General features: G+C 68.8%; 11 protein-coding genes. 7 read left to right on the top strand and 4 right to left on the bottom strand.

What is annotated here, in order from left to right; all coding sequences use genetic code 11:
* A partial coding sequence (locus ACILR9_RS36825) for a pyridoxal-phosphate dependent enzyme (RefSeq protein ID WP_395714973.1) occupies nt 1-653 on the top strand: 653 nt, incomplete at its 5' end.
* A gap of 37 nt (nt 654-690) precedes the next feature.
* On the opposite strand, the gene ACILR9_RS36820 is transcribed toward ACILR9_RS36825, so the two are convergent.
* Complete coding sequence (locus ACILR9_RS36820) at nt 691-969, bottom strand: hypothetical protein (RefSeq protein ID WP_395714972.1); 279 nt, start codon at nt 967-969, stop codon at nt 691-693.
* A 133-nt stretch (nt 970-1102) separates the two neighbouring features.
* On the opposite strand from ACILR9_RS36820, the gene ACILR9_RS36815 reads away from it, so the two are divergent.
* The 3 genes from ACILR9_RS36815 to recA all read left to right on the top strand — a co-directional run bounded on the left by ACILR9_RS36815 (nt 1103) and on the right by recA (nt 2696).
* Nucleotides 1103-1324: a hypothetical protein gene (locus ACILR9_RS36815; protein ID WP_395714971.1), complete on the top strand. Its 222-nt coding sequence runs from the start codon at nt 1103-1105 to the stop codon at nt 1322-1324.
* A gap of 161 nt (nt 1325-1485) precedes the next feature.
* Nucleotides 1486-1626, top strand: a complete 141-nt coding sequence (locus ACILR9_RS36810; protein WP_395714970.1) for a hypothetical protein — start codon at nt 1486-1488, stop codon at nt 1624-1626.
* The gene (gene recA / locus ACILR9_RS36805) at nt 1626-2696 is read left to right on the top strand and encodes a recombinase RecA (protein WP_395714969.1); all 1071 of its coding nucleotides are present in this window, start codon (nt 1626-1628) and stop codon (nt 2694-2696) included. Before ACILR9_RS36810 ends, recA begins: the two co-directional genes overlap by 1 nt.
* Nucleotides 2697-2969: 273 nt before the next feature.
* Here the strand turns inward: recA and ACILR9_RS36800 are convergent, their stop codons facing one another.
* The gene (locus ACILR9_RS36800; RefSeq protein ID WP_395714968.1) at nt 2970-3893 is read right to left on the bottom strand and encodes a LysR substrate-binding domain-containing protein; all 924 of its coding nucleotides are present in this window, start codon (nt 3891-3893) and stop codon (nt 2970-2972) included.
* A gap of 99 nt (nt 3894-3992) precedes the next feature.
* Here ACILR9_RS36800 and ACILR9_RS36795 point away from each other — a divergent pair, with 99 nt between their 5' ends.
* Genes ACILR9_RS36795 through ACILR9_RS36785 form a run of 3 tightly spaced genes read left to right on the top strand, consistent with a single transcriptional unit; the run spans nt 3993 to nt 5929 of the window.
* The gene (locus ACILR9_RS36795; protein ID WP_395714967.1) at nt 3993-4739 is read left to right on the top strand and encodes a sulfite exporter TauE/SafE family protein; all 747 of its coding nucleotides are present in this window, start codon (nt 3993-3995) and stop codon (nt 4737-4739) included.
* 27 nt (nt 4740-4766) lie between these two features.
* Nucleotides 4767-5675 (top strand): hydroxymethylglutaryl-CoA lyase, encoded by a 909-nt coding sequence (locus ACILR9_RS36790; RefSeq protein ID WP_395714966.1) that lies wholly within the window; start codon nt 4767-4769, stop codon nt 5673-5675.
* The gene (locus tag ACILR9_RS36785; protein ID WP_395714965.1) at nt 5672-5929 is read left to right on the top strand and encodes a hypothetical protein; all 258 of its coding nucleotides are present in this window, start codon (nt 5672-5674) and stop codon (nt 5927-5929) included. Before ACILR9_RS36790 ends, ACILR9_RS36785 begins: the two co-directional genes overlap by 4 nt.
* 190 nt (nt 5930-6119) lie before the next feature.
* Here the strand turns inward: ACILR9_RS36785 and pbpC are convergent, their stop codons facing one another.
* Together pbpC and ACILR9_RS36775 are read right to left on the bottom strand one after the other, a co-directional pair.
* Entirely contained in the window at nt 6120-8156 is a 2037-nt protein-coding gene (gene pbpC, locus ACILR9_RS36780) for a penicillin-binding protein 1C (RefSeq protein ID WP_395714964.1), read from the bottom strand.
* Between the two features lie 192 nt (nt 8157-8348).
* Nucleotides 8349-13094 carry an alpha-2-macroglobulin family protein gene (locus tag ACILR9_RS36775; RefSeq protein ID WP_395714963.1) on the bottom strand — a complete coding sequence of 1582 codons (4746 nt, stop codon included), beginning with the start codon at nt 13092-13094 and terminating at the stop codon, nt 8349-8351.
* Nucleotides 13095-13183: the final 89 nt, after the last annotated feature.

The following is a 13183-nucleotide window of genomic DNA, read 5'->3' as shown; positions in this document are numbered from 1 at the left end:
AGGCGTCGGCGCTCAAGGTCGAGAACATCCGCAGGCTGGGCGCCGAGGTGGCGTTCTTCGGCGACGACGAGGCTGTTGCCGAGAGCCATGCCCGCAGCTGGGCGGCGGAACGCAACTTGACGTTCGTCTCTCCGTACAACGACGCGGCGATCGTGGCGGGCCAGGGCACGCTTGGCCTGGAAGCATGGCGGCAGGCGGCCGGAGGCATCGACAACGTCTTCGTGTCGGTCGGCGGCGGCGGCCTCATTGGCGGCGTCGCGCTCTGTCTGAAGGCGATGAAGCCGGGCATCCGCATCATCGGTTGCTCGCCTGCCGCGTCCCCTGTCATGGCGCAGTCGGTTCGAGCCGGCAGGATTCTCGACCTGCCGTTGTTGCCGACCCTGTCCGATGGCACGGCCGGGGGCGTCGAGGCGGATACGATCACGTTGGCGCTTTGCCGCGACTACGTCGACCACTGGGTCGAGGTCTCCGAGGAAGAGATCGCCGAGGCGATGCGACTCTTCATCGATGCCCATCACATGTTGCTTGAGGGGGCAGGGGGCGTCGCGATCGCAGGCGCTCTCGGCGCTGGCGAAGCGTGGACAACCGGTCGTTCGCTGATCGTGATCTGCGGAGCCAACATCAGCCGCAGCACGCTCAAGTCGGTGCTCTGAGCCATTGGTCCCAAGGCCGGCTTGGGCCGGCGACGCCTCAGGACTCCTCGTCGATGATGAAGCGAAATATTCGCTCAGCGCGCGGACCTTCGAGATTGGATGATTGACCGAGGCCCAGGGCGAAGCCTTCGACCATGGCGTCGAGGGCCTGCGAGACACCGCTCGCCATGTATTCGGCAACCTCGCGCTCGACATTCTCGCGGGTGTCGCCGGCGCCGCAGCTCGGGCAGGAAATGAGGCTGTCGGGGCGTGCGTCGTCAGGCCCTACGAGGGGCACCTTGCATTTGGCGCACTTGACGACACGGCTTGCTGGCATGACGCGTGGGGAGGATCCGGACGGAGACGTGGTGAGGGAGGCCGCGGGAGTCTAGCGCGAAGTGGACGCACGGACCTTGCCAATCCGGCCAAGCGCAAGGGATGGTCGGTCACACTATCGGGAGGCAACCATCATGGTCGATGTCATCAACGAATCCGTCGCCCTGGAGCTGGTGAAGCTGATCGCGCGCACCGAAGGCCGGCGATTTGCGCCGGGCCGGTCGGCGCGTCCGGTTGCCGATCGGGAGTGGATTCTGCGGACCTATGCCCAGTGCCTGCAGACCGTCCGGCGGCCCGCCAGCGTGGACAAGTTGCTGGCCATCAAGCCGGCGAGACGCACCGGGAGCCGACAATAGTGCGAACATACCTGGAACATATGTCAAGAAGATATTTCATATCAGCAGGTTGACTGTCCCCTTGTTCGTTGGAACAAAATAGGTACATTGGCGCCAACCCCCGGCGGACTTTTCCGCATTGCCGCTCCTGACTGGGGCGTGGGAGAACGAGGAGACAGCTGATGTCTGCAGTTCTGAAAGTGGTCGAGAAGGACGGCATGGAAAACAATTGGAACAAAATAGGTACATTGGCGCCAACCCCCGGCGGACTTTTCCGCATTGCCGCTCCTGACTGGGGCGTGGGAGAACGAGGAGACAGCTGATGTCTGCAGTTCTGAAAGTGGTCGAGAAGGACGGCATGGAAAACAAGAACAAGGCGCTCGACGCCGCCCTGGCCCAGATCGAGCGGGCGTTCGGCAAGGGCTCCATCATGAAGCTGGGCCAGCGCGAGGCGCTGGAGATCGAGGCGATCTCGACCGGCTCGCTGGGGCTCGACATCGCGCTCGGCATCGGCGGCTTGCCCAAGGGCCGCATCGTCGAGATCTACGGTCCGGAAAGCTCGGGCAAGACGACGCTCGCCCTGCACGTCGTGGCCGAGTCTCAGAAGAAGGGCGGCGCCTGCGCCTTCGTCGACGCCGAGCACGCTCTCGATCCAGGCTACGCCAAGAAGCTCGGGGTCGACATCGACAATCTGCTGATCTCGCAGCCTGACGCCGGCGAGCAGGCGCTGGAGATCGCCGACACGCTGGTCCGCTCCGGCGCCATCGACGTTCTGGTGATCGATTCGGTCGCTGCCCTGGTGCCGCGTGCCGAGCTCGAGGGCGAGATGGGCGATTCACTGCCCGGCCTGCAGGCCCGCCTGATGAGCCAGGCGCTGCGCAAGCTCACCGCCTCGATCTCCAAGTCGAACACGCTGGTGATCTTCATCAACCAGATCCGCATGAAGATCGGCGTCATGTTCGGCAATCCGGAGACCACGACCGGCGGCAATGCGCTGAAATTCTACGCCTCGGTCCGCCTCGACATTCGCCGCATCGGCGCGCTCAAGGACCGCGACGAGGTGGTTGGCAACAGCACGCGCGTCAAGGTCGTGAAGAACAAGGTGGCGCCGCCGTTCAAGGTCGTCGAGTTCGACATCATGTATGGCGAAGGCGTGAGCAAGACCGGCGAGCTGATCGATCTCGGCGAGAAGGCCGGCGTGGTCGAGAAGTCAGGCTCGTGGTACTCCTACGATGGCCAGCGCATCGGTCAGGGCCGCGAGAACGCCAAGAACTATCTCAAGGAGCACCCCGAGGTCGCCCAGGCGATCGAGAACAAGGTGCGTTCCAATGCCGGCATCCTGGCCGGCGCCCTGATGGATGGCGGCAAGGAAGACGACGACGACGAAGACTGACGCGCTGTGGCAGGACAGGTTGCCCGATGCCGACCTGCTGGCGTCATCCAGGGCTGACCGGCAAGGAGTTCTCGCTCCTCCCCAAGTTCGCCAGCGGAGCGGCGATGTGCCGGGAGCGCGCCACTCTGATGGCGCTCATCTTCTCGATCACAGGTCCCATGAGCGCGCCATCGGAGTGACGCGCTCCCAGCCATGAGTTTCATCCATGCGGGTCGACCAGCAGGCTGGTGGCAAACTCCTGTGGCGCATAAATGGCAAGCTCCCGGCGATGGTTCAGCGGCGCGAAGAGCGTTCGTCGTCCTCGGCCGCAAGCCCGCGCAAATGCTCGACCAGCGATCGGGCATGGATCGGCAGGCCGGAGAGGCTCTTGAGGCAGATCCGCAGGCGACGGAGCGCCCACGGATCGACGAGCGGGATGACCTGCAGCGCCATCGACTTGCGGCAGCGCAACGCCGCCGTCCTCGAGACGACGGCGACGCCGATACCCTTTTCAACCATCCTGCAGACGGCGTCGAAGCCGCCCGGGAGCCGCAGCCTTAGCTTGAGCCGGCTCCCGGTCCGCGCGGCGTGATCGTCGAGGTGATCCTGCAGGGCGCTGCCCGGTGCCAGGCCGACGAAGTCGCAAGCGAGGGTGTCTCGAAAAGCGATCCGCCGGCGCCGGCCGAGAGCATGGCGCTGCGGCGTCACGAGCACCAGGCGATCCTCGGCGAAGGGGAAGGATTCGAGCTCGGCCGCCGAATCCACGGCATCGGCGACGATGCCCACATCGGCTTGGCCATTTGCGATCGCGCGCACGATCTCGCCGCTCGGCCGTTCGGTGAGATCGACGTCGATCATCGGGTGTGCCTGCAGGAAGCTGGCGAGCGCCGAGGGCAGGAACTCGAGGCTGGCTGCGGTATTCGACGACAGCCGTACCCGGCCGCGGACCCCGCGTGCGTGTTCGCCAAGGTCTCCGCGCAGGCGTTCGATCTGCTGCAGCACCAGTCTCGCGTGCTGGATCACCGTGAGGCCGGCTGCCGTCGGGCCGACGCCCCGGCGCTTGCGGTCGAACAGCGCGGTGCCGAGGGTCTCCTCGAGGGTGCGGATCCGCTCGCTTGCCGAGGCGAGCGCCATCGCCGAACGCGCCGCGCCGTGGGTGATGCTGCCGGTTTCCGCGACATGAAGGACCAGGCGGAGGTCTACGAGATCGAGGCGCATGGGATCATTGTCGCTCGGTCAAGAGCCTTCGGCTACGCCTGAGGCAGGCCTCGAACCTTCCGCATTGTCGACCGGTCGAGCCGCGCTCAGGGTCGGCAGATGGATGGTTTCTCGCTTTCCTGGCTGTTTGCCGGCCTGGTGTTCCTGCTCGCGGGCGTGGTCAAGGGCGTGATCGGCATGGGCCTGCCGACCATCGCCATGGGCCTGCTGTCGCTGGTCTTCGCGCCGGTCGAAGCGGCGGCCCTGCTGGTCATGCCCTCGCTTGTGACGAACGTCTGGCAGCTGCTGGCCGGACCGAGCTGGATTGCGCCGGCGCGCCGGCTGTGGAGCATGATGGCCGGTGTCGTCGTCGGCACGCTGCTCGCGTCGGGCGTGCTGGCGAGCGACGTCGGTGGCGTGGCACGGCTGGCCCTGGGGCTCGCGCTGGTGGCCTATGCCGTGATCGGCCTGTCGGGTGCGCGCTTCTCCTTGGCAGCGCGCCACGAAGCCTGGGCCTCGCCGGTGGTTGGCGCGACGACAGGCTTTGTCACCGGCGCCACCGGCGTGTTCGTGCTGCCGGCGGTGCCCTACCTTCAGGCGATCGGCCTCGACAAGGACGATCTGGTGCAGGCGCTCGGGCTTTCCTTCACCGTGTCGACCCTGGCGCTGGCGGGCGGGCTGCTGCAGGGCGGCGGGTTTTCCGGTGCGTCGGCCGCGATGTCGCTGGCCGGCCTCGCCCCGGCGCTGGCCGGCATGGCGATCGGGCAGGTCGTGCGCCGCCACATCGCGCCGGTGACGTTCCGCAGGGTGTTTTTCGCAGGCCTCTTCCTGCTGGGCACATATCTCATCGTCCGCCAGATCGCGTAACATGCGCCTCCGTCCGTGGAGGTTGCGATGAAGTTTCCGAAGCACGTCCGGCTGGTCGAGGTGGGGCCGCGTGACGGCCTGCAGAACGAGGCCAGGCCGGTCCCGGTCGCGTCCAAGGTGGCGCTGATCGATGCGCTGTCGGCGGCCGGACACCGCGCCGTCGAGGCGGGCAGTTTCGTGTCGCCCAAATGGGTGCCGCAGATGGCCAACACCGACCAAGTCATGGCGCGGATCGTGCGCCGGCCGGGTATTGCCTATCCGGTGCTGGTGCCCAACAAGCAGGGCATGAACGGCGCCATCGAGTCGCGCTGCGAGGAGATCGCGGTGTTCACCGCCGCCTCCGAGGCGTTCTGCCGCAAGAACACCAACTGCTCGATCGACGAGAGCTTCGAGCGCTTCGCCCCGGTCATGGAGGCGGCGCAAAAGCATGGCATGAAGGTGCGCGGCTACGTCTCGACCGTGATCGCCTGTCCCTACGACGGCAAGGTGGCGCCGGCGAAGGTCGCCGAGGTGTCGGAGCGGCTGTTCCGCATGGGTTGCTATGAGGTCTCGCTCGGCGACACGATCGGCGTCGGCACGCCGGCGGACTGCGTCGCCATGATCGATGCCGTGGCCGAGAAGGTCCCGCGCGAAAAGCTGGCGGCGCACTTCCACGATACCTACGGCCAGTCGCTGGCCAACATCCTGGCAGTCATGGAGCGGGGGATCGCGGTGTTCGACACGGCGGTCGCCGGCCTGGGTGGCTGTCCCTACGCCAAGGGTGCGTCGGGCAACGTTGGCACCGAAGACGTGATCTACTTGCTCAACGGGCTCGGCATCGAGCACGGCGTCGACCTCGACGCCATCGCCCAGGCCGGCCGCGACATCTGCGTCGCGCTCGGCCGCGAGCCCGCCTCGAAGGTGGCTCAGGCGCTCAAGGCCAAGGCCGCGGCGTGAAGCGCGCGACAGCCGCCACCCTCGATCGGCTGAAGCTGCTGCTGGCCCAACTGCGACCGCACGACCGGCTGAAGGAGAATTCGCGCGGCGTGTTCTGTTGCAGGTCGCGCGCCGTGCTCCATTTCCACGAGGATCCGGCTGGTCTGTTCGCCGACCTTCGCGAGAGCGGCGACTGGCAGCGCTTCGCGGTGAACACCGCCCCGGAGCAGGCCGCGCTCGTTCTAACCATCGCGAGGTTCGTTGCCGCCAGGTAGGGCTCCGTAGTCGGGCAGTGCATTTCCCATGTGGGCGCGCATTTCACGCTCCTCCCCAGCTTCGCTGGGGAGGTGCCCCGTCATACGGGGCGGAGGGGTCATGAGCCTCAGTCCCGCTGCTCATGACCCCCCGTCGCCGAAGACGGCGACACCTCCCCAACAGAGTTGGGGAGGAAAATGAGAGAGCGGCTCAGCGGCGGACGATGATGCGGACATTGACGGCGCTTGAGCGGCCGGACTCGTCGACGACGGCGAGGCGGGCCGAGCCGGGCCCGTCGGGCACCCACTTGCTGCCATCGATCGGCTGACCGTCGACCAGCCAGCGCAGGCGGCCGTCGCCGCCCAGCGCCTTCAAGGGCACCGCTTCGCTCTTGGCGAGCTCGATGCTGGCATCGGCCGGCGGGTAGGCGATGCGCGGCCCGCCGCCGGCATCGCCGGGCGGCCGCAGGGTGCGCATGATCGGCGGCAGGTCGCGATGCGAGGCGACGCGCAGCACGTCGACTGGCGGCTGGGTGGCGCGGTTGTCCTCCGCCGGCAGGCGGCCGAACGCCTTGAACAGGATGGGCAGCGCGGCGACACGGCCGAGGCCGTCCGGCCGCGACGTGCCGTCGGCATGGCCGACCCACACGACCACCGTCCAGTTGGCGCTGTAGCCCGCGGCCCAGGCGTCGCGGAAACCGGCGGAGGTACCGGTCTTGTAGGCGATGCGGCGCTCGCGCAGGTTGACCGGCAGGGCAGCGAAGCCCTCGGGCAGCGGCGCCTCGGCCAGGATATCGCCGACGTACCAGGCAGCAGCCGGTCCGAGCAGGCGAACCGGCTCGGCGCGCGGCCGGTCCCGCCGGATATGCGGCGGCGAGAACTGCCCGCCGGTCGCCAGGCCATTGTAGAGCCCGGCCATCTCCAGCGGCGAGATGGTGGCGCTGCCGAGCGCAATGCCGAGCGAGGCGCCGAGGTCGCCGGGTGGCAGGCCGGGCGCGACGCCGGCACTGCGCAGGGTGGCGAGGAAGCGCTGCGGTCCGACCTTCTCCAGCGCCAGCACCGCCGGGACGTTCAACGATTGCTGCAAGGCGCGGCGCACGGTGACAGCGCCCTGGTGGTCGCGGTCGAAGTTGCGCGGCAGCCACTCGCGGAAGCGCACCGGCACGTCCTCGACCAGCGACTGCGGATGCAGGGTGCGGTCGTCGAACGCCATGGCGTAGATCAACGGCTTCAGCGCCGAACCGGGCGAGCGATGCGCCCGCACGAGGTCGACCTGGCCCGCTTTGCCGAAGAAATCCGAGCCGCCCAGCCAGGCGACGACCGAGCGCGTGCGGTTGTCGATCGCCACCATGGCGATCTGGGCGCGGTCGGGGAACTGGGCGCGCTCCTCGGCGACGAGCTGGGCGAGCGCGTTCTGCAGCTCCAGTCGGATCGTCGTCGGCACGGCCGCGCCCGGCGATTGGGCGGCGAGCCAGGTCGCGAGATGCGGCGCGTGCATCGGCATGGCGAGCCGGCGGTCGGGTGCGTTGCGCGTCACCGCCTTGTCGTGCAGCGACTGGTCGAGGACGCCGTGCTCGAGGCCGCGCGCCAGCACGCGGTCGCGCGCCGACTGGGCGCGCTGGGCGGCGCGATCGGGCCGGCGCCGCTCGGGCGATTGCGGGATGGCGACCAGCAGGGCTGCCTCGGCGGCCGACAGGCTCTTCGGCTCCTTGCCGAAATAGGCGAACGAGGCGGCGCGCACGCCCTCGAGGTTGCCGCCCATCGGCGCCAGGGTCAGGTAGATCGCCAGCACCTCCTGCTTGGAGTAGCGCCATTCGAGCTGCAGGGCGCGCGCCGACTGGATCGCCTTGGTGAGCAGCCCGCGCGGCCGCGGCTCGAGCAGGCGGGCAGCCTGCATCGAGATCGTCGAGGCGCCCGAGACGATGCGCCCGCGCGACACCCACTGGCGCGCGGCGCGCGCGGCGGCCAGCGGATCGACGCCCCAATGATCGTCGAAACGGCGATCCTCGTAGGCCTTGAGCAGCGCCAAGTAGAGCGGGTCGACGTCGTCGACGGTGGTGGCCAGCCGCCACTTGCCGTCAGCGGTCGTGAAGGCTCGCAGCAGGCGGCCGTTGGCGTCGACGACCTCGCTCGAGCGCTGGTGATAGCGCGTCAGGTCCGGCGGGAACATCCGGTCGAGCGCCAGCGCCCCCGCCGTCGCCAAAGCGACGGCGAGGGCAGCGCCAACGAAGAGTTGCTGCAGCTTCATGACGTGCGGACCGTGGGCGTCATTTCACTTTCCTCCCCAGCTTCGCTGGGGAGGTGTCCGCGTAATCGCGGACGGAGGGGTCATGGGCTTCAGGGGGGCTTTCGACCCCTCCGTCGCCGTATGACGGCGACACCTCCCCAGCGAAGCTGGGGAGGTGAATGAGTGGCCGATGACCGACGCCATCGCGATGGCTCAGCGCGGGCTGATGGTCACGTGGCCCATGGCGCTGCGGGCGTAGACGCGCGGCGCATACATGTCGGACACGTGCACCGCCGGCAGGGCGAAGCTGCCCGGCGTCACGGCGCGCACGATGTAGGCGACGTGGTAGGAATTCGGGAACTGGTCCGACGAATCCCACCACATGCGATAATTGCGCCGGCCGAGGTTGAATGACGCGAAGAAGCGGTCGTCGCGCGCCTCGGCGATGCGGGTGTCGGTGAGCTTGTCGAGGAACGAGAACGACTTCACGGTCTCCTCGTTCAGCACGCTCTCGATCTCGAAGCCGGCGGGCAGCAGGTCGAGCAGCGCCGTCTCGTGGTAGCCGCCTTCGAGGTTGCGGCCGCGGATCGACACGATCACCCGGTCGTTCTGACGCATCCTCTCGAGGTCCGCCGGCTTGCCGTCGAGCGTCAGGAAGCGGCGATCGACGGTCAGTCCCTGCGTGGCTGCGGGCTGCGGCTCGAGCGGCACGCCGCGCGCCGTCACCTGCAGCCAGACCGGACGGTCGCCGTCATTGCCGACGCGCACGCCGCGCTGGACCGCTGCCCGGTCAGGGTTGATCACGACGGGATCCTTGCTTGCCTTGTGCTGCTCGCCGTCGAGCGAGTAGGCGAGCTCGCTGCCGCCGCCGCCCATGGCGCGCGCCGCCAGCAGCAGCCAGGCCTGCTCCTGGGTCGTGAGATACTCGCCCTTGCCGACCAGCTGCTCGCGCACCGAGGCGACGACCTCGGCGAGCGCCTGCTGGCCGCCGGCCTCGGTCGCGAGCGCGATCAGGGCGGCGCGATTGCGCAGCGGCGAGCCGTAGTACTCGTTCGTGACGCGCTGGTCGATGCGCTGGCGGGCGATCGCGAAGGCAAGCCGCGCGCGGCCCGGCTCGGCAACCAGGTTGAGCGCCGCGGCCAGCTGGGCCCACGCCAGACCACCGGTGATGTCGGCGGACTTCGTGTCCTGGAAGTAGCGGATGCGCCCGGGGTCGGCGAGGCCGCCCTTGGCCAGGACGTACCAGGCATAGGCCTGGGCATTGGCCGAGAACCTCTCGACCGAGCGGTTGAGCCAGGCCAGGCCGCGCTGCAGCGTGACCGCCGGCACGTTCATCTGCTGGTCGCGGGCGCGCAGCAGGAAGTCCATGGCGTAGACCTGCAGCCATTCGGCGGCCGGCGAGTAGGGGCCCCACATGCCGAACGAGCCGTCCGCCGTCTGCATGTCGACGACGCGGTAGATCGCGTCCTGGACCCGTTCCTGGATGTTGAAGTCGGCCTTGGCGTACCCGAGCAGGGCGACGTCGTTGTAGTAGAGCAGCGGCAGGGCGCGGCTGGTGGTCTGCTCGAGGCAGCCATAGGGGTACTTGTCGAGCGCCCGCAGCAGGCCCGGCACGTCGATGCCGGGGATACGCGAGAGCGCGACGCTGACGCTGGTCGTGCCCGGCGCGAACTGGGCGACCAGGTTGCGGTCGACCGTGAGCTGGCGCTGCGGCTCGAGCTGCGCGACGGTGTCGACGGCGCTCGGCGTCTGCGCCGCGCGCACCTGGATGTCCCATTCGCGGCGCACCGCGAAGTTGCCCGGGCCCTCGACCGCCACGGCGACCTTGCCGAAACCGGCCTCGCCCGCCTTGAGGTCCCAGGTCAGCAGCTCGCGCTGGTTGGTCGCCAGCCGGCGCGTCTCGGCGACCGGCCGGTCGAGCGCCACCGTGCCGCTCGCTTCGAGGGTCAGGCGGTAATCACCGGCCTGGCCATCGACATTGTGCAGCGACAGCGACAGGCGACCGTGATCGCCGGGCGCCAGGAAGCGCGGCAGCACGACGTCGGCGGTGACCGCGTCGCGCACGAACAGCCGCTGGTCGGCCGACCCGACCTTGGTCTTGGCATAGGCCACGACCATGATGCGCAGCTGGCCGATGAAGTCGGGGATGTCGAGGCCGATCTTGGCCTCGCCGTTGCCGTCGAGCTTCACCGGGCCGCTGAACAGCGACACGGTGCGGGTCGGCACGATGTCGAGCCCGCCGATGTCGCCGGCATCGCCGCCGACCCGGATGCGGCCCACCTCGTCAGCCTTGGTGTCGAGCAGGCGGCCGTAATCGTCGCGCATCGCCACGCCCAGCCGGCGCTTGCCGAAGTAGAAGTTGGCCGGGTCGGGTGTGCGGTAACGCGTGAGCTGCAGGATGCCCTCGTCGACCGCCGCCAGGGTGATCCAGGCCTCCTCGTTCTGCAGGTTGGAGACCTTGACCGGCACCTCGATGCGCTGGCGCGGCGTCACCTTGTCGGGAGCGGTGATCTGGATGCCGAGCGTGCGCAGGGCCGGATCGATCCCCAGCCAGACCGCGCCGATGGCGCGAGTCGGCGTGCGGTCGGCAGGGGTCGACAGCGGACGCCAGGCGGTGACCAGGGCATAGGCGCCGGCACCCCATTCGCCCTTGATCGGCACCTCGACGGTGGTGCCGCCCGATGGCACCTGCACCGGATAGGTGGCGACGATGCGATCGGTGGCGATGGCGACCAGCGCCTCGCCGGCGAACGACGGCTCGATGCGCACGCGCGCCGATTCGCCCGGCTTGTAGTTCTGCTTGTCGCTCGCCACGCGCAGCGTATCGGGCGCTTCCTCGGCCGAGTCGCCACCGTACCAGCCGACATAGAACAGCATCGTCGTCGAGGTGTCGTTCTGGGTGTCGACGACGGTGAGGCGATGGCTGCCCCAATAGAGGTTCAGCGACAGGCGCACCGGGGCATCGCCCTTGAGCGTCACCGTGTCGGTCGTCAGCAGGCGGTCGCGCTGGTTCGACTGCCAGCGCCAGCGGCCGTCGACCTGGTACCATTGGTAGGTGTAGTCGACGCGCTCGACGCGATACTGGATGTTCGGCCGCGCGATCTGCTTGCCCTCGGCATCGACCGCCACGAGATCGAACTCGGTGGTCGCGCCCTCGCGGGCATAGCGGCCCTCGAACACCGGACGGATGCCGAGATAGACGTTGCGCGTGCGCATCGGCAGGGTGGTGTCGGTGCGCGTCGCCCGCCCGCCGCCCGGCTCGAATACACGGGCCTGGATCTGGGCGCGCAGCGGCAGCACGGTATCCTTGATCCCGTTGCCGCCCCATTCGAGGCGCGACTTGCCGGTCTCGTCGGTATCGGGTCCGTTCAGGGTGATGAAGGGCGGCTCGAACTTCTCGCGCTCGCTCTCCGGGCCGAAGCGATACTGCGAATAGCTGGCGAACGGGTTGTCGTCGACGGTGACGCGCATGTCGGCCTCGACGGTGAGGCCTGACGCGGGCGCGCCATAGAGGAAGTCGGCCTGCACGCCAAAGCCGTTGACCTCGCCGGGACGCAGCATGGCGCGATCGGACTCGAGCTCGACCTTGAGCTTCTCCGGCACGAAATCCTCGACCGTGAACTCCACGCGGCCAACCGAGGGTGCCTTCGGGTCGATGTGGGCGGTCACCGACCAGCGGCCGCGGCGCGACGATTTCGGCAGGTCGATCGCCTGGTGGATGGCGCCCGAGCCCTGCAGGGCCGCGGTGTAGCGCGTGAACTCGCTGCCGTCGGGCCGCTTGACGATCAGGGTCACCGGCATGTCGGCGAGCGAGGTGGCGCCGTTGTCGCGCAGCATCGCCATCAGCTGCACGGTCTCGCCCGGCCGGTAGATGCCGCGCTCGGTGTAGAGGAAGGCGTCGACCGGGCCGGGCTGCTCGCGGCCGGAGATGCCGCGGTCGGACAGGTCGAACGGCGACTTGGTGAGCTCGAGCCGCGAGAAATCCTTCTTGGCCTCGTCGGTCGCCATGACGGCGAAGGCCTCGGCGGCGCCGCGGCCGCGCAGCAGGCCGGCTGGGAAGTTCACGCGGCCGGCGGCGTCGGTGATCACCCGGCCGATCGGCTCATTGCCGCGCGTCAGCAGCACGACCTCGAGGCCGACGATCGGCTGGGCGGTCTGCAGCGAGCGCGCGAAAACGTTCAGGCCGTCGGCGCCGGTGAAGGTGGTGAGCGCGATGTCGGTGTCGATCAACCACATTCCGGCGGCGGTGCCGTCGGACTGCTCGTCCTCGTCGTCCTCGTAGCCGTAGCCGCGTGCGGGCGGCTTGGCGGCGTCCCAGACGACAACGAAGTAGGCGCCTGGCTTCCAGTCCTGGATGGTCTCGCGGATCGGGAAGGCGGTGACGATCGGCTGGTTCTGGACGTTCTTCACCTCCATGGTGCCGCGCCAGATCCGCTTGCCGTTGTCGCCGCGCAGCCAGCGCCGCAGCGACCACGAATCGGTCAGCGGCTCGGTGCCGGGATAGGTCGCGTCGTAGCGGTCGTTGGCGAAGCGGTCGATGGCGCGCTCGTTGACGCGATAGACCGAGATGCCGATCTTGGAGACGTTGATGGTGGTGACCGGCACGCCGGCGGCCGAGCCGCGCGGCAGGATGAAGCCCTTGCCCGGCAGGTTGACCACTGCCGGGCGGGCACCCAGCGACACGTCGACAATGCGTTCGCTGTCGAGCGTGACGTTGTCGACGCCGGGCAGGCCGGCGAGCAACTTCACCTTGTAGTCGGTGCCGTAGCTCAGGCCGCCGATGCATAGCCGGCCCTCGACCACGCGCACCGCCGACTTGACCTCGGGCTCGATGCGCACGAAGTCGCCGTAGCGCACGCCGCTCATCTGCAGCCCCTTGTTGAACTCGAGGCAGGCCTCGGCTTCCGAACCCTTGGCGTCCAGCCAGTAGGTTCGATAACCGAACGGCGCAGCGGTCACGGGCCGCGGCTCCTGGGCGGAAGGGGTGGTCGCGGGGGTCGTGTTGGCCGGCGTGGCGGGCGTTGTCGGGGCCGGCGCGGGCGCGGTGG

Source organism: Reyranella sp. (assembly GCF_044224635.1).
Taxonomy (GTDB): domain Bacteria; phylum Pseudomonadota; class Alphaproteobacteria; order Reyranellales; family Reyranellaceae; genus Reyranella.
This window is presented reverse-complemented; position numbering and strand designations above follow the sequence as displayed.

Excerpts from the sequence above, each read along its gene's own strand:
- ACILR9_RS36820 (WP_395714972.1), bottom strand. The coding sequence starts at position 969 with ATGCCAGCAAGCCGTGTCGTCAAGTGCGCCAAATGCAAGGTGCCCCTC.
- ACILR9_RS36790 (WP_395714966.1), top strand. The coding sequence starts at position 4,767 with ATGAAGTTTCCGAAGCACGTCCGGCTGGTCGAGGTGGGGCCGCGTGAC.
- recA (WP_395714969.1), top strand. The coding sequence starts at position 1,626 with ATGTCTGCAGTTCTGAAAGTGGTCGAGAAGGACGGCATGGAAAACAAG.
- pbpC (WP_395714964.1), bottom strand. The coding sequence starts at position 8,156 with ATGAAGCTGCAGCAACTCTTCGTTGGCGCTGCCCTCGCCGTCGCTTTG.
- ACILR9_RS36815 (WP_395714971.1), top strand. The coding sequence starts at position 1,103 with ATGGTCGATGTCATCAACGAATCCGTCGCCCTGGAGCTGGTGAAGCTG.
- ACILR9_RS36795 (WP_395714967.1), top strand. The coding sequence starts at position 3,993 with ATGGATGGTTTCTCGCTTTCCTGGCTGTTTGCCGGCCTGGTGTTCCTG.
- ACILR9_RS36800 (WP_395714968.1), bottom strand. The coding sequence starts at position 3,893 with ATGCGCCTCGATCTCGTAGACCTCCGCCTGGTCCTTCATGTCGCGGAA.
- ACILR9_RS36810 (WP_395714970.1), top strand. The coding sequence starts at position 1,486 with ATGTCTGCAGTTCTGAAAGTGGTCGAGAAGGACGGCATGGAAAACAAT.